Origin of the sequence: Pseudoxanthomonas sp. PXM01, assembly GCF_014851815.1 — a bacterium.
Lineage (GTDB): Bacteria > Pseudomonadota > Gammaproteobacteria > Xanthomonadales > Xanthomonadaceae > Pseudoxanthomonas_A.
The window spans coordinates 509,806-533,546 of sequence record NZ_JACVAJ010000002.1 but is presented as its reverse complement, the minus strand read 5'-3'; the positions used below and the strand labels follow the sequence as shown (position 1 = coordinate 533,546).

Below are 23,741 nucleotides of genomic sequence, written 5' to 3'. Positions count from 1 at the left end.
GCGGCACTGACCTGCCGCTGCGCCGATCGACCCCGGTCAACCCGCCATCGACAAAGATTCCTCCTGACGGAGAAACACCATGAAAGACCTGCTCAACCTCTTCAACCAGCAGCGCCAGACGCTGGACTTCGACGCGATCAAGATCGCGCTGGCCTCGCCGGACCTGATCCGTTCGTGGTCCTTCGGCGAAGTGAAGAAGCCGGAAACCATCAACTACCGTACGTTCAAGCCGGAACGCGACGGCCTGTTCTGCTCGGCCATCTTCGGCCCGATCAAGGACTACGAGTGCCTGTGCGGCAAGTACAAGCGCATGAAGCACCGCGGCGTCGTCTGCGAGAAGTGCGGCACGGAAGTGACGCTGGCCAAGGTGCGCCGCGAGCGCATGGGCCACATCGACCTGGCCAGCCCGGTCGCGCACATCTGGTTCCTCAAGTCGCTGCCGTCGCGCATCGGCCTGATGCTGGACATGACCCTGCGCGACATCGAGCGCGTGCTGTATTTCGAAGCCTATGTCGTCACCGAGCCGGGCCTGACCTCGCTCGAACGCCGCCAGCTGCTGACCGAAGAGCAGTTCATGCAGGCGCGCCAGGAACACGGCGACGACTTCGACGCCGCCATGGGCGCCGAGGCCGTCTACGACCTGCTGCGCACGATCGACCTGCAGGCCGAGATGGTGAACCTGCGCGAGGACATCGCCAGCACCGGTTCGGAAACCAAGCTCAAGCGCCTCACCAAGCGCATCAAGCTGATGGAAGCGTTCCTGGAGTCGGGCAACCGTCCGGAATGGATGGTCATGACCGTGCTGCCGGTGCTGCCGCCGGACCTGCGTCCGCTGGTCCCGCTGGACGGCGGCCGCTTCGCGACCTCCGACCTGAATGACCTGTACCGCCGCGTCATCAACCGCAACAACCGCCTGCGCCGCCTGCTGGAGCTCAATGCTCCGGACATCATCGTGCGCAACGAAAAGCGCATGTTGCAGGAGTCGGTTGACGCCCTGATGGACAACGGCCGCCGCGGCCGCGCCATCACCGGCACCAACAAGCGCCCGCTGAAGTCGCTGGCCGACATGATCAAGGGCAAGCAGGGCCGCTTCCGCCAGAACCTGCTGGGCAAGCGCGTCGACTACTCCGGCCGTTCGGTCATCGTGGTCGGTCCGACGCTGCGCCTGCACGAGTGCGGCCTGCCCAAGAAGATGGCGCTGGAGCTGTTCAAGCCGTTCGTGTTCGCCAAGCTGCAGCGTCGCGGCTTGGCCACCACCATCAAGGCCGCCAAGAAGCTGGTCGAGCGCGAAGAAGCCGACGTCTGGGACATCCTGGAAGAGGTCATCCGCGAGCACCCGGTGCTGCTGAACCGCGCGCCGACGCTGCACCGCCTGGGCATCCAGGCGTTCGAGCCCGTGCTGATCGAAGGCAAGGCCATCCAGCTGCACCCGCTGGTCTGCACCGCGTTCAACGCCGACTTCGACGGTGACCAGATGGCCGTCCACGTGCCGCTCTCGCTGGAAGCCCAGCTTGAAGCGCGCGCGCTGATGATGTCCTCCAACAACATCCTGTCGCCGGCCAACGGCGAGCCGATCATCGTGCCGTCGCAGGACGTCGTGCTGGGTCTGTATTACATGACCCGCGCTCTGGAGAACAAGAAGGGCGAGGGCATGGCCTTCGCCAACATCGCCGAGGTCAAGCGCGCCTATGACAACCGCGCCGTCGAGCTGCACGCGAAGGTCAAGGTCCGCATCAGTGGCACTGTGATCGACGAGGAAGGTGGCCGCAGCCAGCAGACCAGCATCGTGGAGACCACGATCGGTCGTGCGCTGCTCGCCGAGATCCTGCCGGAAGGCCTGCCGTTCGCGCTGGTCAATACCGAGTTGAACAAGAAGGCCATCAGCCGCCTGATCAACTCCAGCTACCGCATGCTGGGCCTGAAGGACACGGTCGTGTTCGCCGACAAGCTGATGTACACCGGCTTCGCGTACGCCACGCGCGCCGGCGTCTCCATCGGCATCGACGACATGCTGATCCCGTCCGAGAAGAAGGGCATCCTGGGCGAAGCCGAACAGGAAGTGCTGGAAATCCAGGAGCAGTACCAAAGCGGTCTGGTCACCGCCGGCGAGCGCTACAACAAGGTGGTCGACATCTGGTCGCGCACCAACGAGCGCATCGCCAAGGCGATGATGGACACCATCGGTACCGACAAGGTGCAGAACGCCAAGGGCGAGACCATCAACGAGAAGTCGATGAACTCGCTGTACATCATGGCCGACTCCGGCGCCCGTGGTAGCCAGGCGCAGATCCGCCAGCTGGCCGGCATGCGCGGCCTGATGGCCCGTCCCGACGGCTCGATCATCGAGACGCCCATCAAGGCGAACTTCCGCGAAGGCCTGAACGTGCAGGAGTACTTCAACTCCACGCACGGTGCCCGTAAGGGTCTGGCCGATACCGCGTTGAAGACGGCGAACTCCGGTTACCTGACCCGTCGCCTGGTCGACGTGGCGCAGGACGTGGTGATCACCGAGGTCGACTGTGGCGGCACCGAAGGCCTCACCATGACCCCGATCGTGGAAGGTGGCGACGTGGTCGAGCCGCTGCGCGACCGCGTGCTGGGACGTATCGTGGCCGAGGACGTGTTCCTGCCGGGCAACGACGAGGATCCGATCGTCACCCGCAACACGCTGCTCGACGAAGCGTGGGTGCAGAAGCTGGAAGATGCGGGCGTGCAGGCCCTGAAGGTGCGTTCCACCATCACCTGCGAATCCAACTTCGGCGTCTGCGCGCACTGCTACGGCCGTGACCTGGCCCGTGGCCACATCGTCAACATCGGTGAAGCGGTCGGCGTCATCGCCGCGCAGTCGATCGGCGAGCCCGGCACCCAGCTGACCATGCGTACGTTCCACATCGGTGGTGCCGCATCGCGTGCCGCTGCCGTGGACAACATCACCGTCAAGACGACCGGCTCGATCAAGTTCAACAACCTGAAGTTCGTCGAGCACGCGAACGGCAGCTTGGTCGCGGTCTCGCGTTCGGGCGAACTGTCGGTACTCGACGGCCATGGTCGCGAGCGCGAGCGCTACAAGCTGCCCTACGGCGCCACCATCAACGTCAAGGACGGCGACCAGATCACCGCCGGCCAGGCCGTGGCCAACTGGGATCCGCATAACCACCCGATCGTGTCGGAAGTGGCCGGTTTCGTGCGCTTCGTGGACTTCGTGGACGGCGTTACCGTCATCGAGAAGACCGACGACCTGACCGGCCTGGCCTCGCGCGAGATCACCGATCCGAAGCGTCGCGGTTCGCAGGGCAAGGACCTGCGTCCGATCGTCCGCATCGTGGACAAGGACGGCAAGGACCTCAGCATCCCCGGTACCGACCTGCCGGCGCAGTACCTGCTGCCGCCGCGCTCGATCGTCAATCTGCAGGACGGCGCGCCCGTCGGCGTGGGTGACGTGGTCACCAAGGTGCCGCAGGAAGCGTCGAAGACCCGCGACATCACCGGTGGTCTGCCGCGCGTCGCCGACCTGTTCGAAGCCCGCAAGCCGAAGGACCCGGCGATCCTGGCCGAGCGCTCCGGCGTCATCAGCTTCGGCAAGGACACCAAGGGCAAGCAGCGCCTGATCATCAAGGACACCGATGGTTCGGAGCACGAGGAACTGATCCCGAAGTTCCGCCAGATCATCGTGTTCGAAGGCGAGCACGTGGCCAAGGGCGAAACCATCGTGGACGGCGAGCCGAGCCCGCAGGACATCCTGCGTCTGCTGGGTGTCGAGCCGCTGGCGGCGTATCTGGTCAAGGAAATCCAGGACGTCTACCGCCTGCAGGGCGTGAAGATCAACGACAAGCACATCGAGGTCATCACCCGCCAGATGCTGCGCAAGGTGGAAATCACCGACGCCGGCAACAGCAAGTTCCTGGCCGGCGAGCAGGTCGAGAAGCAGCGTTTCATCGAAGAAAACGCCAAGCTGCTGGCCCGCAACGAGCTGCCCGCGAAGTACGATCCGGTCCTGCTGGGCATCACCAAGGCCTCGTTGGCGACCGAGTCGTTCATCTCGGCGGCGTCGTTCCAGGAGACCACCCGCGTGCTGACCGAAGCGGCCGTCCGCGGCACCCGCGACACGCTGCGCGGCCTGAAGGAAAACGTCATCGTCGGCCGGCTCATCCCGGCCGGCACCGGCCTGGCGTACCACAACCAGCGCCGCCGCAATGCTTCCGGCCTGACCGAGGCGGAAGTGAATGCCCTGTCGGGCGGCAGCACCGAGTCCGCCCCGGCGGCTGCGGCCGTGGCCACCGACGAAGCCGGCGAGGAGTCCAGCGCCAGCTAAACCGTACTACCTGACGGCCCTCGGGCCGTCCCAGACCACGAAAAGAGGCGCAGGACGCGCCTCGTTTTCGGCCCAGGAAGGGCGGGATCGCAGTCAGTTGGCAGGCACCCACCTCCGTCGCGTTGACGGTCGGGCGGGTTGCCGGCTATACTTTTCCGTCTAGGTGGGCCGTCATACGGCCTGCCTTCGTTTTCATGTCAAACAAGGCTCCGGCCTTCACACGAAGAATCCACTATGGCAACCGTCAATCAGCTGGTCCGCAAGCCGCGGCAGGCCCCCACGTACAAGAGCCAGTCGCCCGCGCTGGACAACTGCCCGCAGCGTCGCGGCGTGTGCACCCGTGTCTATACGACCACCCCGAAGAAGCCGAACTCGGCGCTTCGCAAGGTCGCCAAGGTGCGCCTGACCAACCAGGAAGAAATCATCAGCTACATCGGCGGTGAAGGCCACAACCTGCAGGAGCACTCCGTGGTGCTCGTGCGCGGCGGCCGTGTGAAGGACCTGCCGGGCGTGCGCTACCACACCGTGCGCGGCTCGCTCGACGCCTCGGGCGTCGCCAAGCGTCGCCAGGGCCGTTCCAAGTACGGCGCCAAGCGTCCCAAGGCTTAAGGAAAAAGAATCATGTCGCGCAAAGGCTCTGCCCCCCAACGTGAAATCCTGCCGGACCCCAAGCACGGCAGCCAGACGATTGCCCGCTTCATCAACATGGTGATGCTGAGCGGCAAGAAGTCGGTCGCCGAGAAGATCGTCTACGGCGCCATGGACGTCATCGGCGAAAAGAACCCCAACGCCCTCGAGCTGGTCGAGAAGGCGCTGGACAACGTGTCCCCGGCCGTCGAAGTGAAGTCGCGCCGCGTCGGCGGTGCCACCTACCAGGTGCCGGTCGAAGTGCGTTCGTCGCGCCGCATGGCGCTGGCGATGCGCTGGCTGATCGAGTCCGCGCGCAAGCGTGGCGAGAACACCATGCCGCGCAAGCTGGCTGCCGAACTGCTGGACGCCTCCGAGAACCGTGGCGGCGCCATCAAGAAGCGTGAAGAGACCCACCGCATGGCGGAAGCGAACAAGGCGTTCGCGCACTACCGCTGGTAACGGCCTCCGGACCCTTGCAAGCAAGGGTCATCGGCACCATCTAGGTGCCACCTGGGGCGCGTATTCCGCGCTCCGCACCGAAGGCCGCCGAAAGGCGGCGTTCGGCCATCTGAAGATCCGCCCTCCACGGAAGGCCCCCGCATCCTGCTGGCCCTCCATCAGAAAAGAGAGACTGTCGTGGCTCGCACCACTCCCATCGAGCGTTACCGCAATTTCGGCATCATGGCGCACATCGACGCCGGCAAGACCACCACGTCCGAGCGCATCCTGTTCTACACCGGCGTCAGCCACAAGATCGGTGAAGTGCACGACGGTGCCGCGACCATGGACTGGATGGAGCAGGAGCAGGAGCGCGGCATCACCATCACGTCCGCCGCCACCACGGCGTTCTGGACGGGCATGGACAAGTCCCTGCCGCAGCACCGCTTCAACATCATCGACACCCCCGGCCACGTCGACTTCACCATCGAAGTCGAGCGTTCGCTGCGCGTGCTCGACGGCGCGGTGTTCGTGCTGTGCGCCGTCGGCGGCGTGCAGCCGCAGTCCGAGACCGTGTGGCGCCAGGCGAACAAGTACGCCGTGCCGCGCCTCGCGTTCGTCAACAAGATGGACCGTACCGGTGCCGACTTCTTCAAGGTCGTCGACCAGCTGAAGACGCGTCTGGGTGCGTACCCGGTGCCGATGCAGGTGCCGGTCGGTGCCGAAGACGGCTTCGAGGGCGTCATCGACCTGCTCAAGATGAAGTACATCCACTGGGACGTTGCTTCGCAGGGCACCAAGTTCGAGTACCGCGACATTCCTGCCGAGCTGGCCGACAAGGCCGCGGCGGACCGTGCCTTCATGGTCGAAGCGGCCGCGGAAGCCAGCGAAGAGCTGATGGACAAGTACCTCAATGAGGGCGACTTGTCCGAGGCCGAGATCATCGCCGGCCTGCGCGAGCGCACGCTGAAGGTGGAAGTGATTCCGGTCTACTGCGGCTCCGCGTTCAAGAACAAGGGCGTGCAGGCCATGCTCGACGGCGTGATCCAGCTGCTGCCGTCGCCGACCGATCGTCCGCCGGTGCAGGGCATCGACGAGAACGAGAAGGAAGACAGCCGCAAGGCGGGCGACAACGAGCCGTTCTCGGCGCTGGCGTTCAAGATCATGACGGACCCGTTCGTGGGTTCGCTGACGTTCTTCCGCGTCTACTCGGGCGTGCTGAACTCCGGCGACGCCGTGTACAACCCGGTCAAGTCGAAGAAGGAGCGCGTGGGCCGCATCCTGCAGATGCACTCCAACCAGCGCGACGAGATCAAGGAAGTGCGTGCCGGCGACATCGCGGCGGCGGTCGGCCTGAAGGACGTCACCACGGGTGACACGCTGTGCTCGCTCGACCACATCATCACGCTCGAGCGCATGGTGTTCCCGGAACCCGTCATCTCGATGGCGGTGGAGCCGAAGACCAAGTCCGATCAGGAAAAGATGGGTCTGGCCCTGGGCCGCCTGGCGCAGGAAGATCCCTCGTTCCGCGTCAAGACGGACGAAGAATCCGGCCAGACGATCATCTCGGGCATGGGCGAGCTGCACCTGGAAATCCTGGTGGACCGCATGAAGCGCGAGTTCAACGTGGAAGCCAACGTCGGCAAGCCGCAGGTGGCCTACCGCGAGACCATCCGCAAGTCGGTCAAGCAGGACGGCAAGTTCGTGCGCCAGTCGGGCGGTCGCGGCCAGTACGGCCACATCGTCATCGAAATGTCGCCGGTCGAGCGTGGCGTGGGCTTCTCGTACGAGAGCGCCATCGTCGGCGGCGTCGTGCCGAAGGAATACGTGGCTGCCGCGGGCAAGGGCATCGAAGACGCCATGAAGAGCGGCCCGCTGGCCGGCTTCCCGGTGGTCGACATCGCCATCAAGGCCGTGGACGGTTCGTTCCATGACGTCGACTCCAACGAAATGGCGTTCAAGGTCGCCGGCTCGATGGCCTTCAAGGAAGCTTTCAGCAAGGCCCAGCCGGTCCTGCTGGAGCCGATGATGAAGGTCGAGATCGTCACCCCGGAAGACTATCTGGGCGACGTGATGGGCGACGTGAGCCGTCGTCGCGGCATCCTGCAGGGTCAGGACGACAGTCCGTCCGGCAAGGTGATCGCCGCGATGGTGCCGCTGGGCGAAATGTTCGGCTACGCCACCACGCTGCGTTCGATGTCGCAGGGTCGCGCCACGTTCTCGATGGAGTTCGACCACTACGCGGAAGCGCCGGCCAACATCGCCGACGCGGTCGTCAAGAAGAACTAAGAGTTGGGGCAGGGCATTGCGATCGCGATGCCCTGCATTCCCGTCACGAATCACGCATAACAAGGTAGAAGACAATGGCAAAGGGTAAGTTCGAACGCACCAAGCCCCACGTGAACGTGGGCACGATTGGTCACGTTGACCACGGCAAGACGACGCTGACGGCGGCGCTGACGAAGATCGGCGCGGAGCGTTTCGGTGGCGAGTTCAAGGCCTATGACGCGATCGACGCGGCGCCGGAAGAGAAGGCGCGCGGCATCACGATCTCCACGGCCCACGTGGAATACGAATCCGCCTCGCGCCACTACGCGCACGTGGATTGCCCCGGCCACGCCGACTACGTGAAGAACATGATCACCGGTGCCGCCCAGATGGACGGCGCGATCCTGGTGTGCTCGGCCGCTGACGGCCCGATGCCGCAGACCCGCGAGCACATCCTGCTCTCGCGCCAGGTCGGCGTGCCGTACATCGTCGTGTTCCTGAACAAGGCCGACATGGTGGACGACGCCGAGCTGCTCGAGCTGGTGGAAATGGAAGTCCGTGAGCTGCTGAGCAAGTACGAGTTCCCGGGCGACGACACCCCGATCATCTCGGGCTCGGCCCGTCTGGCGCTGGAAGGCGACCAGAGCGAAATCGGCGTGCCGGCGATCCTGAAGCTGGTCGATGCGCTGGACACCTGGATCCCGACCCCGGAACGCGACGTCGACAAGCCGTTCCTGATGCCGGTGGAAGACGTGTTCTCGATCTCGGGCCGCGGCACCGTGGTGACCGGTCGTATCGAGCGCGGCGTGATCAAGGTGGGCGAGGAAATCGAAATCGTCGGTATCCGTCCGACCCAGAAGACCACGGTCACGGGCGTGGAAATGTTCCGCAAGCTGCTGGACCAGGGCCAGGCGGGCGACAACGCCGGTCTGCTGCTGCGCGGCACCAAGCGTGACGACGTGGAGCGTGGCCAGGTGCTGGCCAAGCCGGGTTCGATCACCCCGCACACCGAGTTCGAAGCCGAAGTCTACGTGCTGAGCAAGGACGAAGGCGGCCGTCACACCCCGTTCTTCAAGGGCTACCGTCCGCAGTTCTACTTCCGCACGACCGACATCACGGGCGCCGTGACCCTGCCGGAAGGCGTGGAAATGGTGATGCCGGGCGACAACATCAAGATGGTGGTCACCCTGATCAACCCGGTGGCGATGGACGAAGGCCTGCGCTTCGCGATCCGCGAAGGCGGCCGTACGGTCGGCGCCGGCGTGGTGGCCAAGATCATCAAGTAAGCCCCTGCGGTCCCGGCGAGGACTCGCCGGACAGCGACAAGGGCGGACCGGAACCTCGGTCCGCCTTTTGTTTGCAGAAATCCATCCGTGATGGGGTGGAAATGCTGCAAAACGGCAAAACATGCGCTATGATGCGCGCCCCTTGAAAGCCGCTTGGCCCGATAGGAATCGCTTGATCCGCCAGCGCCCCCTGGGAGGCCGTTGGTTCTACCGCGAAAAGAGGTGCAGGAAGTGCCTCGTGTTCGCCAGACACGGAGTGTCGCGTGCCTTCCTGCAGGCCTTCGGGTCGGGCGGGGTGCCCCGGTGGTTGACGGGGTGCGTCACGCGTCCTATACTTTCATGTCTGGGCGGGCCGGTTTACCGGCCTGCCTAGTTTTTCAGGAAGATCCCCAGCCGATTCCGGCACTTTCCGTCCGTGGAGTTCACGCGGTCGGTGGGGGGCTGGAACAGCTTGGACTAACCGGGGCAAGGCATCCCAGAGGCCGCGCCCGTCGCTCTTTAACGAAGGAAATTTCCGTCATGGCGGACCAAAAGATCCGAATCCGGCTCAAGGCGTACGATCATCGTCTGATCGACCGCTCGGCCAGCGAGATCGTCGAGACAGCCAAGCGGACCGGCGCGCAAGTGCGCGGCCCGATCCCGCTGCCGACCAAGATCGAGCGCTACACCATCCTGGTTTCCCCGCACGTCGACAAGGACGCGCGTGACCAGTACGAAACCCGCACGCACAAGCGCGTGCTCGACATCGTCGATCCCAACGACAAGACCGTGGACGCGCTGATGAAGCTCGAGCTCGCGGCTGGCGTCGACGTGCAGATCAAGCTGACCTGAGGCCCACGACCATGACCGCGAAGAAATATTCGTTGGGTCTCGTCGGCCGCAAGGCTGGCATGACCCGCGTGTTCACCGAAGATGGCAAGTCCATTCCGGTGACGCTGATCGAAGCTACCCCGAACCGCATCACCCAGATCAAGACCCCGGAAGCCGACGGCTACAGCGCCGTGCAGGTCGCCGTGGGCAGCCGTCGCGCCTCGCTGATCACCAAGCCGGTCGCCGGTCACCTGGCCAAGGCCAAGGTCGAAGCCGGTCGTGGCCTGTGGGAGCTGCGCGTGGAAGCCGACAAGCTGGGCGACTTCACCGTCGGCGGCGAGATCAAGGCTGACATCTTCGAAGTCGGCCAGATCGTCGACGTCCAGGGCGTCACCAAAGGCAAGGGCTTCCAGGGCACCATCAAGCGCTGGAACTTCCGCATGGGCGACGCCACCCACGGTAACTCGCTGTCGCATCGCGCGCCGGGTTCGCTGGGTCAGCGTCAGACGCCGGGTCGCGTGTTCCCGGGCAAGAAGATGTCGGGCCACATGGGTGCCGTGCAGCAGAGCACGCAGAACCTGGAAGTCGTCCGCGTGGACGCCGAGCGCGGCCTGATCGCCGTTCGCGGCGCCGTGCCGGGTGCGCCGGGTGGCGACGTGATCGTGCGTCCGGCGAGCAAGGGTTGAGGAGAACGACCATGGAACTAGCCATTACAGGTAGCGCCAACAAGCTGTCGGTCTCCGACGACGTGTTCGGCCGCGAGTTCAGCGAAGATCTGGTCCACCAGGTCGTCGTTGCCTACCGCAACGCCGGTCGTGCCGGCACCAAGGCGCAGAAGACGCGCGCCGAAGTGAACGGCACCACCAAGAAGTCCAAGAAGCAGAAGGGTGGCGGTGCTCGTCACGGTGCCCTGACCGCGCCGATCTTCGTCGGCGGCGGCGTGACCTTCGCGGCCAAGCCGCGCAGCTTCGCGCAGAAGGTCAACCGCAAGATGTACCGCGCGGCCATCAGCTCGATCCTGTCCGAGCTGAACCGCCAGAACCGCCTGAAGGTCGTGGAAGCGTTCGATGTGGACGCCACCAAGACCAGCGCCCTGGTTGAAAAGCTGAAGGGCCTGGACCTGGGTCGGCGTCCGCTGATCGTCACCGAAGATGCCTCCGAGCACCTGTACCTGTCCGCCCGCAACCTTCCCTACGTGGAAGTGCGCGACGTGCAGGGCCTGGACCCGGCAGCGCTGGTCGGTGCCGACTCCGTGCTGATCACGGCCGACGCCGTCAAGAAGATCGAGGAGTGGCTGGCATGATCAGCAACGAAAAGATTTTTGCCGTGCTGCGTGCTCCGCGCGTCTCCGAAAAGACCGTGCGCCTGCAGGAACTCTCCAACCAATACGTCTTCGAAGTCTCGAACGATGCCACCAAGGCCGATGTGAAGGCCGCGGTCGAGCAGCTGTTCGACGTCAAGGTCGAGACGGTCAACGTGGTCAACGTCAAGGGCAAGAACAAGTCCTTCCGTAACCGCGCCGGCCGCCGCGGCGACTGGCGCAAGGCGTACGTGCGTCTGGCCGATGGTCAGGCCATCGACGTGTCGGCCAAGGCCTGAGGTAGACCCACATGCCATTGATGAAATTCAAGCCCACCTCCCCCGGTCGCCGTTCGGCGGTCCGCGTGGTGACGCCCGACCTGCACAAGGGTGCTCCGCATGCTGCGCTGCTCGAGAAGCAGAGCAAGTCCGGCGGTCGCAACCACCACGGTCGCATCACCACCCGTCATATCGGCGGTGGCCACAAGCAGCATTACCGCATCATCGACTTCAAGCGCGACAAGGAAGGCATCCCGGCGCGTGTGGAGCGGATCGAATACGATCCCAACCGCACCGCGCACATCGCGCTGCTGTGCTACGTCGATGGCGAGCGTCGCTACATCATCGCCCCGAAGGGCCTGAAGGCCGGTGACCAGGTCATCGCCGGTAGCGATGCCCCGATCAAGGCCGGCAACACGCTGCCGCTGCGCAATATCCCGGTCGGTACGACGATCCACGGCATCGAGCTGAAGCCCGGCAAGGGCGCACAGATCGCCCGCGCCGCCGGCGCCGCCGTGCAGCTGGTCGCCCGCGAGCAGGGCTTCGCCACGCTGCGCCTCCGCTCCGGCGAAATGCGCAAGGTGCAGGTCGAGTGCCGCGCCACGGTTGGCGAAGTCGGCAACGACGAGCACAGCCTGGAGAAGCTCGGCAAGGCCGGTGCGAAGCGCTGGCGTGGTATCAAGCCGACCGTCCGCGGTGCGGCCATGAACCCGGTCGACCACCCGCACGGTGGTGGTGAAGCCAAGGCCGGCCAGGGTAATCCGCATCCGGTCACCCCGTGGGGTGTGCCGACCAAGGGTTACAAGACGCGCAAGAACAAGCGCACGCAGCAATTCATCGTCCGCGATCGTAGGGGCTAATCGACCATGGCACGTTCACTCAAGAAGGGCCCGTTCGTCGATCACCACCTCGTCAAGAAGGTGGAGGCCGCGGGCGGCAGCAAGAAGCCGATCAAGACCTGGTCGCGCCGTTCGATGATCCTGCCGGAAATGGTGGGCTTCACGATCGCCATCCACAACGGCAAGAACCACGTTCCGGTGCTGGTCAACGAGAACATGGTCGGCCACAAGCTCGGCGAATTTGCCGTCACCCGTACCTTCAAGGGTCACGGTGGCGACAAGAAAGCCGGCGGCAAGAAGTAAGGAGAGATGACCATGGAAGCGAAAGCCATCCTGCGCACTGCGCGCATCTCCCCCCAGAAGGCCCGCCTGGTCGCTGACCAGGTGCGTGGCCTGCCGGCCGAACGCGCCGTCAACCTGCTGAAGTTCTCGGACAAGAAGGCTGCCCACCTGATCAAGAAGGTCGTGGAGTCCGCCATCGCCAACGCCGAGAACAACCAGGGCGCCGACGTCGACGAGCTGAAGGTCAAGACCATCATGGTCGACGAAGGTCCGATGCTGAAGCGTTTCATGGCCCGCGCCAAGGGCCGTGGCACCCGCATTCTGAAGCGCACCAGCCACATCACCGTGGTCGTGGGCGAGGGCAAATAAGTATGGGTCACAAAGTTCATCCGACCGGTATCCGCCTGGGCATCGCCAAGGACTGGAATTCCAAGTGGTTCGCCAACAAGCGCGACTACGCCGACTACCTCGCCGCGGACCTGAAGGTGCGCGAGATGCTTCGCAAGAAGCTGGCGCAGGCGGGCATTTCCAAGATCCTGATCGAGCGTCCGGCCAAGACCGCCCGCGTGACCATCCACACCGCCCGTCCGGGCGTGGTGATCGGCAAGCGCGGTGAGGACATCGAGAAGCTGCGCAAGGAAGTGAGCGACCTGATGGGCGTCCCGGCGCACATCAACGTCACCGAAGTGCGCAAGCCCGAGCTGGACGCCCAGCTGGTGGCCGAATCGATCGCGCAGCAGCTGGAACGCCGCATCATGTTCCGTCGCGCCATGAAGCGCGCCGTGGGCAATGCGATGCGCCTGGGTGCCCTGGGCATCAAGGTCAACGTCGCTGGCCGCTTGAACGGTGCGGAAATCGCCCGTTCGGAGTGGTACCGCGAAGGCCGCGTGCCGCTGCACACGCTGCGTGCCGACATCGATTACGGTTTTGCCGAGGCGAAGACCACCTACGGCATCATCGGCATCAAGGTGTGGGTCTACAAGGGCGAAATCTTCGATTTCAGCCAGGTGGGTCAGGAGAAGCAGGACGACGCGCGCCCCGAGCGCAGCGAACGTCCGTCGCGCCCGGCTCGTGACCGCGACGCGAGGTAATCAGTCATGTTGCAACCCAAGCGAACCAAGTACCGCAAGATGCACAAGGGCCGTAACGAAGGCCTGAGCTGGAGCGGAAACCTCGTCAGTTTCGGCGAGTACGGCCTGAAGGCCACGGCGCACGGTCAGCTGACCGCGCGCCAGATCGAAGCGGCCCGCCGCTCGATCAGTCGCTACGTCAAGCGCGGCGGCAAGATGTGGATCCGTGTGTTCCCCGACAAGCCGATCACCAAGAAGCCCATCGAAGTTCGAATGGGTTCGGGTAAGGGCAACGTCGAGTACTGGGTCGCCCAGATCCAGCCGGGCCGCATGATCTATGAAATCGAAGGCGTCAGCGAGGACATCGCGCGCGAGGCGTTCCGCCTGGCCGCGGCCAAGCTGTCGGTCACCACCACTTTCGTGACCCGGACGGTGCGCTAATGGAACTCAAGCAACTCCGCGAGAAATCGGCTGACGAGCTGAAGGCCCACCTGACCGAACTGCGCAAGGAGCAATTCTCCCTGCGCATGCAGAAGGTGACCGGCCAGCTGCCGAAGACGCATGAAACCCGCCGGGTCCGTCGCGAGATCGCTCGCGTCAAGACCCTGCTGGGCAGCCAGAAGTAAGGAGCGACCAAGATGAGCGATAACAAAGACAAAGCGCAACGCACCATCGAAGGCCGCGTCGTCAGCAATAAGATGGACAAGACGGTCACCATCCTGGTGGAGCGTCAGGTCAAGCACGCCCTGTACGGCAAGTACATCAAGCGTTCCACGAAGCTGCACGCGCACGACGCGGACAACAGCTGCAAGGAAGGCGACGTGGTGCGCGTGACCGAGATCGCCCCGATGTCCAAGACCAAGAACTGGCGCGTGGTGGAAATCATCACCCGCGCGGCTGAATAAAGGAGATCTGACTCATGATCCAGATGCAGAGCTACCTTGATGCAGCCGACAACTCCGGTGCCAAAGAACTGATGTGCATCAAGGTGCTGGGCGGCTCGAAGCGCCGTTACGCCGGCATCGGCGACATCATCAAGGTGACCGTCAAGGACGCCATCCCGCGTGGCAAGGTCAAGAAGGGCGAAGTCTACGACGCCGTGGTCGTGCGTACCCGCAAGGGTGTCCGTCGTCCCGACGGCTCGCTGATCCGCTTCGATGGCAACGCCGCCGTCCTGCTGAACAACAAGCAGGAGCCGATCGGTACCCGTATCTTCGGGCCCGTGACCCGCGAGCTGCGTTCCGAGAAGTTCATGAAGATCGTTTCGCTCGCGCCTGAAGTGCTCTGAGCGGAGGACATAGAAATGGCAAACCGTATCAAGAAGGGCGACCAGGTCGTCGTCACCGCCGGCAAGGACAAGGGCAAGAAGGGTGATGTGGTGCGTGTGGATGGCGACCGCGTGGTCGTGTCCAACGTCAACGTCGTCAAGCGCCATACCAAGCCGAACCCGCAGGCCGGTGTCGCGGGTGGCGTGGTTGAGAGCGAGCGCTCGATCCACATCTCCAATGTCGCGCTGTTCAACCCGGCAACGGGCAAGGGCGAGCGTATCGGTTTCAAGGTGCTGGAGGATGGACGCAAACTGCGTGTGTTCCGCTCCAGCGGTGAGGCGCTCGACGCCTGAGGAATGAGGACATGACCACCCGTCTCGAAAAAATCTACAAGGAAGAAGTGGCGCCGGCTCTGATGAAGAAGTTCGGCTACACCAATCCGATGGAAGTGCCGAAGATCACCAAGATCACCATCAACATGGGTGTGGGTGAAGCGGCGACCAACAAGAAGATCCTGGAAAACGCCGTGGCCGACCTGGCCAAGATCACCGGCCAGAAGCCGATCACGACCAAGTCCCGCGTGTCGGTGGCTTCGTTCAAGATCCGCGACGGCTGGCCGATCGGCTGCAAGGTCACCCTGCGTCGCGCCAAGATGTACGAATTCCTGGATCGCCTGATCAGCATCTCGCTGCCGCGCGTCCGCGACTTCCGTGGCGTGTCCGGCCGTTCGTTCGACGGTCGCGGCAACTACAACATGGGCGTGAAGGAACAGATCATCTTCCCGGAAATCGACTTCGACGCCGTCGACGCGATCCGCGGCATGGATATCGCCATCACGACGACCGCCAAGAACGACGCCGAAGCCAAGGCGCTGCTCGAAGCGTTCAAGTTCCCGTTCCGCAACTGATTCGCTAGGAAAACGACATCATGGCAAAGACCTCGATGGTCAACCGCGACATCAAGCGGGAAAAGCTGGCCAAGCAGTACGCTGCGAAGCGTGACGCGCTGAAGAAGATCATCTCCAGCCAGAACGCCTCGTACGAAGAGAAGGCCGACGCGGTCGTCAAGCTGCAGAAGCTGCCCCGCGACTCCTCGCCGAGCCGCCAGCGCAACCGCTGCGAGCTGTCCGGTCGTTCGCGTGGCGTGTACCGCAAGTTCGGCCTGGGCCGCAACATGCTGCGCAAGGCCACCATGAACGGCGACGTCCCCGGCCTGCGCAAGGCCAGCTGGTAAGGACGCCAGGGGCGTCCCTCCAGGACTCCCCCGTGGTTTCAAGGACAAGTCCGGCACATGCCGGACTTGTTGTTGTACAATGTTCGGCTCCCGCGGCTTGGCCGGGGGAGGGTCGGGGAACCGGCCGCCCGCCTGGGGGATTCCAGGGACAACGCAAGATTTTCGCGAAAGCGGATATCGGTGCTACTCATAAGGCAGACTCTAATGAGCATGACTGATCCCATCGCCGATATGCTGGTGCGCATTCGCAATGCCGCCGCTGTTGGCAAGCCGACGGTGAAGATGCCGTCCTCCAAGATCAAGACCTCGATCGCCAACGTCCTCAAGGCGGAAGGCTATGTCGGCGACGTCCGCGTGACGAAGACCGAGAACAACAAGGCCGAGCTTGAGATCGTCCTGAAGTATTTCGAAGGCAAGCCGGTCATCGAGAAGCTGAGCCGCGTGTCCCGTTCGGGCCTGCGCCAGTACCGTGGCAAGGCTGAGCTGCCCAAGGTCCTCGGTGGCCTGGGCGTCGCCATCATCTCCACCTCGAAGGGCATCATGACCGATGCGCAGGCCCGTGCGGCCGGCGTGGGTGGTGAAGTCCTGTGCTTCGTGGCCTAAGCGAAGGAGCCCAGACATGTCCCGCGTAGCCAAGAAGCCGATCAATCTCCCCAAGGGCGTCGAACTGAATGCCCAGGGTGAAACCCTCAACGTCAAGGGCCCGAAGGGCACCCTGTCCATCGCCAAGCCGGCCGGCGTCGAACTGAACGTCGACAACGGTACGGTCAACCTGTCGCCGGTCACCCCGGCCGACGACGCCATCACCGGCACCATCCGCGCGATCCTGGCCAACATGGTCAAAGGCGTGTCGGACGGTTTCGAGCGCAAGCTCGAGCTGGTCGGCGTGGGTTACCGCGCTGCGATGCAGGGCAAGGACCTGAACCTGTCGCTGGGTTTCTCCCATCCGATCCTGTTCAAGACGCCGGAAGGCATCACCATCGTCACCCCGACCCAGACCGAAATCCTGGTGCAGGGCGCCGACAAGCAGCGCGTTGGTGAAGTTGCCGCCAAGATCCGCGGTTTCCGTCCGCCGGAACCCTACAAGGGCAAGGGCGTGAAGTACTCCGACGAAACCATCATCCGCAAGGAAGCGAAGAAGGCCTAACCGGGCTTTCGGCTTCGAGGAACCAGATCATGAGCATCAAGAACACCGCCCGCCTGCGCCGTGCCAAGTCGACCCGCGCGCACATCCGCGAACTCGGCGTGCCGCGCCTGTCGGTGCTGCGCACCGGCCAGCACATCTACGCCCAGCTGTTCACCGCCGATGGCTCCAAGGTCATCGCGTCGGCCAACACGCTGCAGGCCGATGTGAAGGATGGCCTGAAGAACGGCAAGAACAGCGATGCCGCTGCCCGCGTGGGCAAGGTCATCGCCGAGCGCGCCAAGGCCGAAGGCATCGAGAAGATCGCATTCGACCGTTCGGGTTACCGCTACCACGGCCGCATCAAGGCCCTGGCCGATGCGGCCCGCGAAGGCGGTCTGCAGTTCTAATCTTGAAAGGCATGGGGGCGACCCCATGCCTTGTCCTGCCGGCGCGGGTTGCGCCGGGCGCGGTTGCTCTTCTGCAGCGACCGTTGCGTCACCGCTCCACACAACAACCATAAGCGGCCAAGCCGTACATACCTCAACCACATAGGAATTCAAGCAATGGCAGAAGAACGTCAGTCGCGGGGTCGCGATCGCGACCGCAACCGCGAAGAGAAAGTCGACGACGGCATGATCGAGAAGCTGGTCGCGGTCAATCGCGTCAGCAAGACCGTCAAGGGCGGTCGCCAGTTCACCTTCACCGCACTGACGGTGGTGGGCGACGGCAACGGCAAGATCGGTTTCGGCTATGGCAAGGCGCGCGAAGTGCCGGTCGCCATCCAGAAGTCGATGGAATACGCCCGTAAGGGCATGCTGAATGTCGATCTGAACAACGGCACCCTGTGGCACCCGGTGAAGGCCGGCCACGGCGCGGCGCGCGTGTTCATGCAGCCGGCGTCGGAAGGTACGGGCGTCATCGCCGGCGGCGCCATGCGCGCCGTGCTGGAAGCGGTCGGCGTGAAGAACGTGCTGGCGAAGGCCGTCGGTTCGCGCAACCCGATCAACCTGGTGCGCGCCACGCTGAAGGGCCTGAGCGACATGCAGTCGCCGACCCGCATTGCGGCCAAGCGCGGCAAGAAGGTGGAGGAACTCCTCAATGGCTAACGAGTCGAACAAGACCGTCAAGGTGCGCCTGGTGCGCGGCCTGCGTGGTTCCCAGTCGCGTCACCGCCTGTCGGTGAAGGCGCTGGGCCTGAACAAGCTCAACGATGTGCGTGAACTGAAGGACAGCCCGCAGGTGCGCGGCCTGATCGCCAAGGTTCACTACCTCGTCAAGGTCGAGGAGTAATCAACATGCGTCTCAACACACTGAAGCCCGCCGACGGCGCCCGCACCGAACGCACCCGCGTCGGCCGCGGTATCGGTTCCGGCCTGGGCAAGACCGCCGGTCGCGGCCACAAGGGCTCGTTCGCACGCGCTGGTAAGGGCAAGATCAAGGCGAAGTTCGAAGGCGGCCAGATGCCGCTGATCAAGCGTCTGCCGAAGGTCGGTTTCCGCTCCAAGCTGAAGCTGGATTGCGCCGAAGTGCTGTCGTACCAGCTCGAGAAGCTGGAAGCCGGCGAGATCGACTTCGCCGCGCTGCGTGCCGCCAAGCTGGTGCCCAGCACCGCCAAGCGCGCCAAGATCGTCAAGAAGGGCGAGCTGACCAAGAAGTTCGTGCTGAAGGGCGTGGCCGCCACGGCCGGTGCCAAGGCCGCCATCGAGGCTGCCGGCGGCAGCGTGCAGGAGTAACGGACGCATGGCGCAGGGTAATGCCGCCGGTGCACTGGCAGGCGCAGGCAAGTTCACTGAACTTCGCCAGCGCCTGCTGTTCGTCCTGGGTGCGCTGATCGTCTACCGGATCGGCTGTTTCATCCCGGTCCCGGGCGTCAATCCCGATGCCATGCTTGCGATGATGCAGGCGCAGGGCGGCGGCATCGTGGACATGTTCAACATGTTCTCGGGCGGCGCCCTGCACCGTTTCAGCATCTTCGCGCTGAACGTCATGCCCTACATCTCGGCATCGATCGTGATGCAGCTGGGCGTGCACATCTTCCCCAGCCTGAAAGCGCTGCAGAAGGAAGGCGAGTCCGGTCGCCGCAAGATCACCCAGTACTCGCGCATCGGTGCCGTGCTGCTGGCGATCGTGCAGGGCGGCAGTATCGCCACCGCGCTGCAGAACCAGGTTGCGCCGGGCGGCATGCCGGTGGTCTACGCGCCGGGCATGGGCTTCGTGCTGACCGCCGTTGTGGCACTGACCGCGGGCACCATCTTCCTGATGTGGATCGGTGAGCAGGTCACCGAGCGCGGCATCGGCAACGGTGTTTCGCTGATCATCTTTGCGGGCATCGTGGCCGGCCTGCCGGGTGCGGTCATCCAGACGGTCGGCGCTTTCCGCGACGGCACGCTCAGCTTCATTTCGCTGCTGATCATCGCGGTGGTGGTGCTGGGCTTCACGTTCCTGGTTGTGTTCGTGGAGCGCGGACAGCGACGGATCACGGTGAATTACGCGCGCCGCCAGGGCGGTCGCAACGCGTACATGAACCAGACCTCGTTCCTGCCGCTGAAGCTCAACATGGCTGGCGTGATCCCGCCGATCTTCGCCTCCAGCATCCTGGCCTTCCCGGCTACGCTGGCGATGTGGTCCGGCCAGAACAGTGGTGCCACCACGTGGCTGCAGCGCATCTCCAATGCGCTCGCCCCGGGTGAGCCGCTGCACATGATCGTGTTCGCCGCGATGATCATCGGCTTCGCGTTCTTCTACACGGCGCTGGTGTTCAACTCGCAGGAAACCGCCGAGAACCTGAAGAAGTCGGGCGCACTGATCCCGGGTATCCGTCCGGGCAAGGCGACCGCCGACTACGTCGACGGCGTGCTGACCCGCCTGACGGCGATCGGTTCGATGTACCTGGTGGCGGTCTGCCTGCTGCCGGAAGTGATGCGCACGCAGCTGAACACCTCGTTCTACTTCGGCGGTACGTCGCTGCTGATCGTGGTGGTGGTGGTGATGGACTTCATCGCGCAGATCCAGGCGCACCTGATGTCGCACCAGTACGAGAGCCTGTTGAAGAAGGCCAACCTGAAGGGTGGTTCGCGGGGCGGTCTTGCCCCCCGCAACTGAGATATAATTGCGGGCTTACCGCACCAGTCCGGCCCTCATGGCCGGCTGACTTAGATGGGCGGCCCCCGCAGCGATCCGGTGCGGGGGTGCGAACCGGCCAGTCCCTGCGCCAGAGTAGCGCGGGCGGGGCGGGACCAGGGGAGACCCCGGTCCTGCGCCAGGCAGGTTCCGGCGCCGGAGCATGGGCACACTCCCCATGCCGGTCCAACGTCGGCTCTGCCGGCATGGGCTTCCCGTAAACACCGGATCTTGTTAGAATTTCCAGTTCACTCCGCCTGTCTGCGCGAATCCCGCCCGGGATGACCGTACACGGGCCAATACTCACAGTTGGAGAACCGCGTCATGGCGCGTATTGCAGGTGTCAACCTGCCTGCCCAGAAGCATGTCTGGGTCGGTTTGCAAAGCATTTTCGGCATTGGCCGTACCCGTTCCAAGAAGGTCTGCGAAGCCGCTGGCGTCGTGTCGACCACCAAGATCCGCGACCTGTCGGAGCCGGAAGTCGAGCGCCTGCGCGCCGAAGTCGGCAAGTACGTGGTCGAGGGCGACCTGCGCCGTGAAGTCGGCATCGCGATCAAGCGCCTGATGGACCTGGGTTGCTATCGCGGTCTGCGCCACCGTCGCGGCCTGCCGCTGCGTGGCCAGCGCACCCGCACCAATGCCCGCACCCGCAAGGGTCCGCGCAAAGCCATCAAGAAGTAAGGGGCGACCATCATGGCCAAGCCAGCTGCTGCCAAAGTCAAGAAGAAGATCAAGCGCGTCATCACCGACGGCGTCGCCCACGTCCACGCTTCTTTCAACAACACCATCGTCACCATCACCGACCGCCAGGGCAATGCGCTCTCGTGGGCGACCTCGGGTGGTGCCGGTTTCCGCGGTTCCCGCAAGTCCACGCCGTTTGCGGCGCAGGTCGCTGCCGAAAAGGCCGGCCGTGCAGCTCTGGACTACGGCGTGAAGTCGCTGGAAGTCCGCATCAAGGGCCCGGGTCCGGGTCGTGAGTCGGCCGTGCGTTCGTTGAACAACGTGGGCTACAAGATCACCAACATCATCGACGTGACGCCGATCCCGCACAACGGGTGCCGTCCGCCGAAAAAGCGTCGCGTCTAAGGGGGCGATAAGAAATGGCTCGTTATATCGGTCCTACCTGTAAGCTCGCGCGCCGCGAAGGCGCCGACCTGTCGCTCAAGAGCCCGGCCCGTGCGCTGGACTCGAAGTGCAAGCTGGAGCAGAAGCCCGGCCAGCACGGCGCGACCGCCCGCAAGGGCAAGCTGTCCGACTACGCCACCCAGCTGCGCGAGAAGCAGAAGGTCAAGCGTATCTACGGCCTGCTGGAGCGTCAGTTCCGCAACTACTACAAGAAGGCCTCGACCAAGAAGGGCAATACCGGCGAGAACCTGCTGCAGCTGCTGGAAACCCGTCTCGACAACGTCATCTACCGCATGGGCTTCGCCGTGACCCGTCCGGCCGCCCGCCAGCTGGTCTCGCACCGTGGCGTGCTGGTCAATGGCAAGCCGGTCAACCTGCCGTCCTACCAGGTGAAGGCCGGTGACGCGATCGCGCTGTCCGAGAAGGCCCAGAAGCAGCTCCGCGTGCAGGAGTCGCTGACGGTTGCCGAGCAGCTCGACCTGAACCCGTCGTGGGTTGAAGTCGACGCCAAGAAGTTCAGCGGCGTGTTCAAGGCGGTTCCGGCGCGTTCGGACCTGCCCGCCGACATCAACGAAGCGCTGATCGTCGAGTTGTACTCGAAGTAATTCATTCACGCACCCCCGGGCGACCGGGGGACCGCAGGAGACAAAGCAACATGACGGGTATTACTCAGCAAGTGCTGCGCCCCCGCGGCCCGCAGATCGAGCGCCTGACCGGTAATCGCGCGAAGGTGGTCATCGAACCGCTGGAGCGTGGTTACGGCCATACGCTCGGCAATGCGTTGCGCCGCGTGCTGCTGTCGTCGATCCCCGGCTTCGCAATCACCGAAGTCGAGATCGATGGCGTGCTGCACGAATACAGCACCATCGAAGGCATGCAGGAAGACGTGCTGGAAGTGCTGTTGAACCTGAAGGATGTGGCCATCCGCATCCACAGCGGCGACTCCTCCACGCTGAGCCTGGCCAAGCAGGGCCCGGGCGTGGTCACCGCCGGCGACATCAAGACCGACCACAACGTCGAGATCCTGAATCCGGAACTGGTCATCTGCAACCTGACCAAGGACACGGCGCTGAACATGCGCCTGAAGATCGAGCGTGGTTTCGGCTACCAGCCTGCCGCTGCCCGTCGTCGTCCGGACGAAGAGACCCGTGCGATCGGCCGTCTGGTGCTGGACGCCTCGTTCTCGCCGGTCCGTCGCGTCGCGTACGCGGTGGAAGCCGCGCGCGTCGAGCAGCGCACCGACCTGGACAAGCTGGTCCTGGACATCGAAACCAACGGCACGATCGATGCCGAGGAAGCCGTGCGCACCGCCGCCGACATCCTCAGCGACCAGCTGTCGGTGTTCGGTGACTTCACGCACCGCGACCGCGGCGCGCCGAAGCAGGCGGCCAGCGGCGTGGATCCGGTGCTGCTGCGCCCGATCGACGACCTGGAGCTGACCGTGCGTTCGGCCAACTGCCTGAAGGCCGAGAGCATCTACTACATCGGCGACCTGATCCAGAAGACGGAAGTCGAACTGCTCAAGACCCCGAACCTCGGCAAGAAGTCGCTGACCGAGATCAAGGAAGTCCTGGCGCAGCGCGGCCTGTCGCTGGGCATGAAGCTGGAGAACTGGCCGCCGGCCGGTGTCGCCCAGCACGGCATGCTTGGTTGATGAAGTGATACGGAACTCCCGCGTTCGCGCGGGAGTTCTGTTGTTTCAAAGGTTCTACCTCGTCGACGGACCTGAAGGCCCGCGACGCTCCGGTCAAGGATGGCCGGTCCGGACCACCCGCAGTCCACTGCTTCAACGCCAGGATGGCGACAGCGAAATCCAACGTCCCATCATTCAACAGGAATCCAATCCATGCGCCACCAGAAAGCCGGTCGCAAGTTCAACCGCACCAGCGCCCATCGCGAAGCGATGTTCCGCAACATGGCCGCCTCGCTGATCAAGCACGGCCTGATCAAGACCACCCTGCCGAAGGCCAAGGAACTGCGCCGCGTCGCCGAGCCGCTGATCACCCTCGGCAAGATCGATGGCGTGGCCAACCGCCGCCTGGCGTTTTCGCGTCTGCGCGACAAGGAAGCCGTCGGCACGCTGTTCACCACCCTCGGCCCGCGCTACCAGTCGCGCCCGGGTGGTTACCTGCGCATCCTGAAGTGCGGCTTCCGCGCCGGCGACAACGCCCCGATGGCGTACGTCGAGCTGGTCGACCGCCCGGAAGCGGCGGCCGAGTAAGCCTCGCGCCCTGCAGGACACCAGAAACCCCGGCGAATGCCGGGGTTTTTGTTTCCAGATGGGTGTCGACGTGTCCCGGCGGATGCGGCAGATCGCCGCAAGGTGACGTACGGCCCATTACGCGTGGATAATGCG

Annotated in this window: 32 protein-coding genes; all 32 read left to right on the top strand. The window is 64.3% G+C overall.

The features are described from left to right. Positions 1–79 precede the first annotated feature (79 nt). The 32 genes from rpoC (at position 80) to rplQ (ending at position 23,606) form a co-directional block, all read left to right on the top strand. Positions 80–4,312 carry a DNA-directed RNA polymerase subunit beta' gene (rpoC, locus tag IB230_RS11910; RefSeq protein WP_192272449.1) on the top strand — a complete coding sequence of 1,411 codons (4,233 nt, stop codon included), beginning with the start codon at positions 80–82 and terminating at the stop codon, positions 4,310–4,312. A gap of 234 nt (positions 4,313–4,546) precedes the next feature. Beyond that, complete coding sequence (gene rpsL, locus IB230_RS11905) at positions 4,547–4,921, top strand: 30S ribosomal protein S12 (protein WP_055945224.1); 375 nt, start codon at positions 4,547–4,549, stop codon at positions 4,919–4,921. Between the two features lie 12 nt (positions 4,922–4,933). Continuing rightward, entirely contained in the window at positions 4,934–5,401 is a 468-nt protein-coding gene (gene rpsG, locus IB230_RS11900; protein ID WP_055945227.1) for a 30S ribosomal protein S7, read from the top strand. A 177-nt stretch (positions 5,402–5,578) separates the two neighbouring features. Next, complete coding sequence (gene fusA / locus IB230_RS11895) at positions 5,579–7,669, top strand: elongation factor G (protein WP_192272447.1); 2,091 nt, start codon at positions 5,579–5,581, stop codon at positions 7,667–7,669. A gap of 74 nt (positions 7,670–7,743) precedes the next feature. Further along, a complete protein-coding gene (tuf, locus tag IB230_RS11890) occupies positions 7,744–8,934 on the top strand; it encodes an elongation factor Tu (protein WP_192272445.1) in 1,191 nt (396 codons plus the stop codon). A gap of 519 nt (positions 8,935–9,453) precedes the next feature. Further along, positions 9,454–9,765, top strand: coding sequence for a 30S ribosomal protein S10 (gene rpsJ / locus IB230_RS11885; protein ID WP_027070119.1), 312 nt, complete (start codon positions 9,454–9,456; stop codon positions 9,763–9,765). An 11-nt stretch (positions 9,766–9,776) separates the two neighbouring features. After that, positions 9,777–10,430: a 50S ribosomal protein L3 gene (rplC, locus tag IB230_RS11880; RefSeq protein ID WP_192272443.1), complete on the top strand. Its 654-nt coding sequence runs from the start codon at positions 9,777–9,779 to the stop codon at positions 10,428–10,430. Between the two features lie 11 nt (positions 10,431–10,441). After that, positions 10,442–11,047 carry a 50S ribosomal protein L4 gene (rplD, locus tag IB230_RS11875; RefSeq protein ID WP_192272441.1) on the top strand — a complete coding sequence of 202 codons (606 nt, stop codon included), beginning with the start codon at positions 10,442–10,444 and terminating at the stop codon, positions 11,045–11,047. Next, a complete protein-coding gene (rplW, locus tag IB230_RS11870) occupies positions 11,044–11,343 on the top strand; it encodes a 50S ribosomal protein L23 (RefSeq protein ID WP_055941273.1) in 300 nt (99 codons plus the stop codon). The genes rplD and rplW overlap by 4 nt, the downstream gene beginning before the upstream one ends. An 11-nt stretch (positions 11,344–11,354) precedes the next feature. Continuing rightward, positions 11,355–12,182 carry a 50S ribosomal protein L2 gene (gene rplB / locus IB230_RS11865; RefSeq protein ID WP_162338027.1) on the top strand — a complete coding sequence of 276 codons (828 nt, stop codon included), beginning with the start codon at positions 11,355–11,357 and terminating at the stop codon, positions 12,180–12,182. A 6-nt stretch (positions 12,183–12,188) separates the two neighbouring features. Beyond that, positions 12,189–12,464, top strand: a complete 276-nt coding sequence (gene rpsS, locus IB230_RS11860) for a 30S ribosomal protein S19 (protein ID WP_055941277.1) — start codon at positions 12,189–12,191, stop codon at positions 12,462–12,464. 12 nt (positions 12,465–12,476) lie between these two features. Beyond that, positions 12,477–12,812: a 50S ribosomal protein L22 gene (gene rplV, locus IB230_RS11855; protein WP_055943295.1), complete on the top strand. Its 336-nt coding sequence runs from the start codon at positions 12,477–12,479 to the stop codon at positions 12,810–12,812. A gap of 2 nt (positions 12,813–12,814) precedes the next feature. After that, positions 12,815–13,534 carry a 30S ribosomal protein S3 gene (gene rpsC / locus IB230_RS11850; RefSeq protein ID WP_056878821.1) on the top strand — a complete coding sequence of 240 codons (720 nt, stop codon included), beginning with the start codon at positions 12,815–12,817 and terminating at the stop codon, positions 13,532–13,534. Between the two features lie 6 nt (positions 13,535–13,540). Next, a complete protein-coding gene (rplP, locus tag IB230_RS11845; protein WP_055941282.1) occupies positions 13,541–13,954 on the top strand; it encodes a 50S ribosomal protein L16 in 414 nt (137 codons plus the stop codon). Beyond that, positions 13,954–14,139, top strand: a complete 186-nt coding sequence (gene rpmC / locus IB230_RS11840) for a 50S ribosomal protein L29 (RefSeq protein WP_055941284.1) — start codon at positions 13,954–13,956, stop codon at positions 14,137–14,139. The genes rplP and rpmC overlap by 1 nt, the downstream gene beginning before the upstream one ends. 12 nt (positions 14,140–14,151) lie before the next feature. Next, positions 14,152–14,418, top strand: coding sequence for a 30S ribosomal protein S17 (gene rpsQ, locus IB230_RS11835; RefSeq protein WP_055941286.1), 267 nt, complete (start codon positions 14,152–14,154; stop codon positions 14,416–14,418). A gap of 14 nt (positions 14,419–14,432) precedes the next feature. Then, positions 14,433–14,801, top strand: coding sequence for a 50S ribosomal protein L14 (gene rplN / locus IB230_RS11830; protein ID WP_013535986.1), 369 nt, complete (start codon positions 14,433–14,435; stop codon positions 14,799–14,801). A 15-nt stretch (positions 14,802–14,816) separates the two neighbouring features. Then, a complete protein-coding gene (gene rplX / locus IB230_RS11825) occupies positions 14,817–15,134 on the top strand; it encodes a 50S ribosomal protein L24 (protein ID WP_055941288.1) in 318 nt (105 codons plus the stop codon). Positions 15,135–15,145: 11 nt separating this feature from the next. Beyond that, positions 15,146–15,688, top strand: coding sequence for a 50S ribosomal protein L5 (rplE, locus tag IB230_RS11820; RefSeq protein WP_055941290.1), 543 nt, complete (start codon positions 15,146–15,148; stop codon positions 15,686–15,688). Positions 15,689–15,708: 20 nt separating this feature from the next. Continuing rightward, on the top strand, positions 15,709–16,014 hold the full coding sequence (gene rpsN / locus IB230_RS11815; protein WP_062352415.1) for a 30S ribosomal protein S14: 306 nt from the start codon (positions 15,709–15,711) through the stop codon (positions 16,012–16,014). A 204-nt stretch (positions 16,015–16,218) separates the two neighbouring features. Further along, positions 16,219–16,617: a 30S ribosomal protein S8 gene (rpsH, locus tag IB230_RS11810; protein ID WP_093296356.1), complete on the top strand. Its 399-nt coding sequence runs from the start codon at positions 16,219–16,221 to the stop codon at positions 16,615–16,617. 16 nt (positions 16,618–16,633) lie between these two features. After that, positions 16,634–17,161, top strand: a complete 528-nt coding sequence (gene rplF, locus IB230_RS11805) for a 50S ribosomal protein L6 (protein ID WP_062352408.1) — start codon at positions 16,634–16,636, stop codon at positions 17,159–17,161. Positions 17,162–17,190: 29 nt separating this feature from the next. Further along, the gene (rplR, locus tag IB230_RS11800) at positions 17,191–17,547 is read left to right on the top strand and encodes a 50S ribosomal protein L18 (RefSeq protein ID WP_055941298.1); all 357 of its coding nucleotides are present in this window, start codon (positions 17,191–17,193) and stop codon (positions 17,545–17,547) included. A 156-nt stretch (positions 17,548–17,703) separates the two neighbouring features. Further along, entirely contained in the window at positions 17,704–18,246 is a 543-nt protein-coding gene (gene rpsE, locus IB230_RS11795) for a 30S ribosomal protein S5 (RefSeq protein WP_192272439.1), read from the top strand. Then, positions 18,239–18,430: a 50S ribosomal protein L30 gene (gene rpmD / locus IB230_RS11790; RefSeq protein WP_055941302.1), complete on the top strand. Its 192-nt coding sequence runs from the start codon at positions 18,239–18,241 to the stop codon at positions 18,428–18,430. Before rpsE ends, rpmD begins: the two co-directional genes overlap by 8 nt. Beyond that, positions 18,430–18,873, top strand: coding sequence for a 50S ribosomal protein L15 (gene rplO, locus IB230_RS11785; RefSeq protein ID WP_082563251.1), 444 nt, complete (start codon positions 18,430–18,432; stop codon positions 18,871–18,873). Before rpmD ends, rplO begins: the two co-directional genes overlap by 1 nt. Before the next feature lie 7 nt (positions 18,874–18,880). Then, entirely contained in the window at positions 18,881–20,242 is a 1,362-nt protein-coding gene (gene secY / locus IB230_RS11780; protein WP_192272437.1) for a preprotein translocase subunit SecY, read from the top strand. Between the two features lie 342 nt (positions 20,243–20,584). Next, positions 20,585–20,941 (top strand): 30S ribosomal protein S13, encoded by a 357-nt coding sequence (gene rpsM / locus IB230_RS11775; RefSeq protein ID WP_192272435.1) that lies wholly within the window; start codon positions 20,585–20,587, stop codon positions 20,939–20,941. 12 nt (positions 20,942–20,953) lie between these two features. Further along, positions 20,954–21,346 (top strand): 30S ribosomal protein S11, encoded by a 393-nt coding sequence (rpsK, locus tag IB230_RS11770; protein ID WP_055941307.1) that lies wholly within the window; start codon positions 20,954–20,956, stop codon positions 21,344–21,346. Positions 21,347–21,360: 14 nt separating this feature from the next. Beyond that, positions 21,361–21,990, top strand: a complete 630-nt coding sequence (rpsD, locus tag IB230_RS11765; protein ID WP_055941309.1) for a 30S ribosomal protein S4 — start codon at positions 21,361–21,363, stop codon at positions 21,988–21,990. A 50-nt stretch (positions 21,991–22,040) separates the two neighbouring features. Then, entirely contained in the window at positions 22,041–23,039 is a 999-nt protein-coding gene (rpoA, locus tag IB230_RS11760) for a DNA-directed RNA polymerase subunit alpha (RefSeq protein ID WP_056878832.1), read from the top strand. Positions 23,040–23,231: 192 nt separating this feature from the next. After that, positions 23,232–23,606 carry a 50S ribosomal protein L17 gene (gene rplQ, locus IB230_RS11755; RefSeq protein ID WP_142124587.1) on the top strand — a complete coding sequence of 125 codons (375 nt, stop codon included), beginning with the start codon at positions 23,232–23,234 and terminating at the stop codon, positions 23,604–23,606. The last annotated feature ends 135 nt before the right edge of the window (positions 23,607–23,741 follow it).